This window comes from Kitasatospora sp. NPDC056800 (assembly GCF_042789775.1).
Classification (GTDB): domain Bacteria; phylum Actinomycetota; class Actinomycetes; order Streptomycetales; family Streptomycetaceae; genus Kitasatospora.
Genome location: NZ_JBHUAL010000393.1, coordinates 1 through 2,337, shown reverse-complemented (window position 1 = coordinate 2,337; position 2,337 = coordinate 1). Strand labels below are relative to the sequence as shown.

Annotated in this window: 1 pseudogene; it reads right to left on the bottom strand. The window is 69.6% G+C overall.

Features of this window, described 5'->3' with window-relative positions:
• Window positions 1-69: 69 nt before the first annotated feature.
• Window positions 70-2,337: pseudogene (locus ACFRQN_RS40565) on the bottom strand (hypothetical protein); the annotation flags it as partial.

The following is a 2,337-nucleotide window of genomic DNA, read 5'->3' as shown; positions in this document are numbered from 1 at the left end:
GTGGCCCGGGAGGACTTCCTCCCGGGCCACCGCCCTCGGCCCGTCAGGACCGGTCGGGCCTTGTCGGGCTCACTCGCTCACCCCGCCCACCCGGCGCCTGCGCGCCCGGACCAGGAGGGCCAGCACCGAACCGAGACCGGCCAGCGCCGCACCGGTCGCGGCGTAGGGCCGGACCGACGAGCCGGTGTCCGGCAGCGGCCCACCCTCGTGGTGCTGCTGGTGCCCGCCCTGCGGGTGCTCGCCGGGACCGGTGCTGCCGTGCTCCGGCCCCTGGCCGTTGCCGTTCCCATTCCCGTTCCCGTTGCCGTGGCCACTGCCGTTCCCATTGCCGTTCTCATGGCCGGGCTTGTGCTCGTGGCACTCCTCCTTCTCGCACGGCGGCGTGCACCGGGCGAGCGCGGAGGACGGCGGAGTGGTCACCGGCTCGGTCCCGGGCGGCGAGTTCGGCGGCACGTAGGAGGCCGTGACCGTGTTGACGGTGTCCTCACTGATCAGGCTGGAGCAGTAGAACTTCTTCGTCTGCCCCGCGGCCAGATCGAACGTCCCGGCCGCCACCGTGCAGGACACCTCCTGGCGGTCGTTCAGCGTGATCCCGGTCAGGTCCACCGTGCCGGTGTTGGTCACCGTGATCTGCCAGAACGCCTGGCACTTGTCCGGCGCACACGGCTCCTCGGACGCCCCACCCTTGTGCAGCGTCACCTCCTTGCCCCACGGCCCGGCGCCGCCCTCACCGCACTCGCCGGACTTGTCCGACTGGCAGACCTCCTTGTCGACGCTCAGCGACGGAACGTTGGTGCCGCTCACGTCCACGCGCGCCTCGGACGGGGGTGTGGTGATCGGGGTGCCGCCGGGGCCGGGGAAGGAGGCGGTGACGGTGTTGGTTGTCAACTTGGTGACGCCCGGCAGGTTGCAGAACACCTGCTTGGAGGCACCTGCCGCGAGGTCGAATGTCCCCGCAGCCGTCACGCACGAGGGTGTGACGGAGTCGGTGAGGGTGATGCCGGTCAGGTTGACCGTGCCGTTGTTGGTGACGGTGATCCGCCAGTAGGCGGTGCTGTTCGGCGCGATGGTGGTGGTCTTGGCCCAGGGGCCGGGGCCGCCGTCACCGCAGTCGGCGGCGTTTGCGGAGGTGCAGACCTCCTTGTTGATGGCCAGGGACGGGACGTCGGCACTGGCCTCGGACGGGGGCGTGGTGATCGGGGTGCCGCCGGGGCCAGGGAAGGACGCCGTCACCGTGTTCGTCGTCAACTTGGTGACGCCCGGCAGGTTGCAGAACACCTGCTTGGAGGCACCTGCCGCCAGATCGAATGTCCCCGCAGCCGTGACACAAGCCGGCGTCACGGAGTCGGTGAGGGTGATGCCGGTCAGGTTCACCGTGCCGTTGTTGGTGACGGTGATCCGCCAGTAGGCGGTGCCGTTCGGCGCGACGGTGGTGGTCTTGGCCCAGGGGCCTGCGCCGCCGTCACCGCAGTCGGCGGCGTTTGCGGAGGTGCAGACCTCCTTGTTGATGGCCAAGGACGGGACGTCGGCACTGGCCTCGGACGGGGGCGTGGTGATCGGGGTGCCACCAGGGCCGGGGAAGGACGCCGTCACCGTGTTCGTCGTCAACTGAGTGACGCCCGGCAGGTTGCAGAACACCTGCTTGGAGGCACCTGCCGCCAGATCGAACGATCCGGCAGCTGTGACGCAGGCCGGTGTGACGGCGTCGGCGAGGGTGATGCCGGTGATGTTGACGGGGCCGTTGTTGGTCACCGTGATGCGCCAGTAGGCGGTGCTGTTCGGGGCGACGGTGGTGGTTTTCGCCCAGGGGCCGGAGCCGCCTTGGCCGCAGTCGGCCGGGTTGGTGCTGGTGCAGACCTCCTTGTTGATGACCAGGGACGGAACGTCGACGCTCGCCTCGGAGGGCGGTGTGGTGATCGGGGTGCCACCAGGGCCGGGGAAGGACGCCGTCACCGTGTTCGTCGTCGACTGGGAGACGCTCGTCAGGTTGCAGAACACCTGATGGGACGCGCCCGCCGCCAGGTCGAAGGTGCCAGCAGCTGTGACACACGACGGCGTGACCGTGTCGGTGAGGGTGATGCCGGTCAGGTTCACCGTGCCGTTGTTGGTGACCGTGATCCGCCAGTAGGCGGTGCCGTTCGGGGCGACGGTGGTGGTCTTGGCCCACGGTCCCGCGCCGCCCTCACCGCAGTCAGCGGCGTTTGCGGAGGTGCAGACCTCCTTGTTGATGACCAGGGACGGAACGTCGGCACTGGCTTCGGAGGGTGGTGTGGTGATGGGTGTTCCGCCGGGGCCGGGGAAGGAGGCGGTGACGGTGTTGGTCGTCAGCTTGGTGAT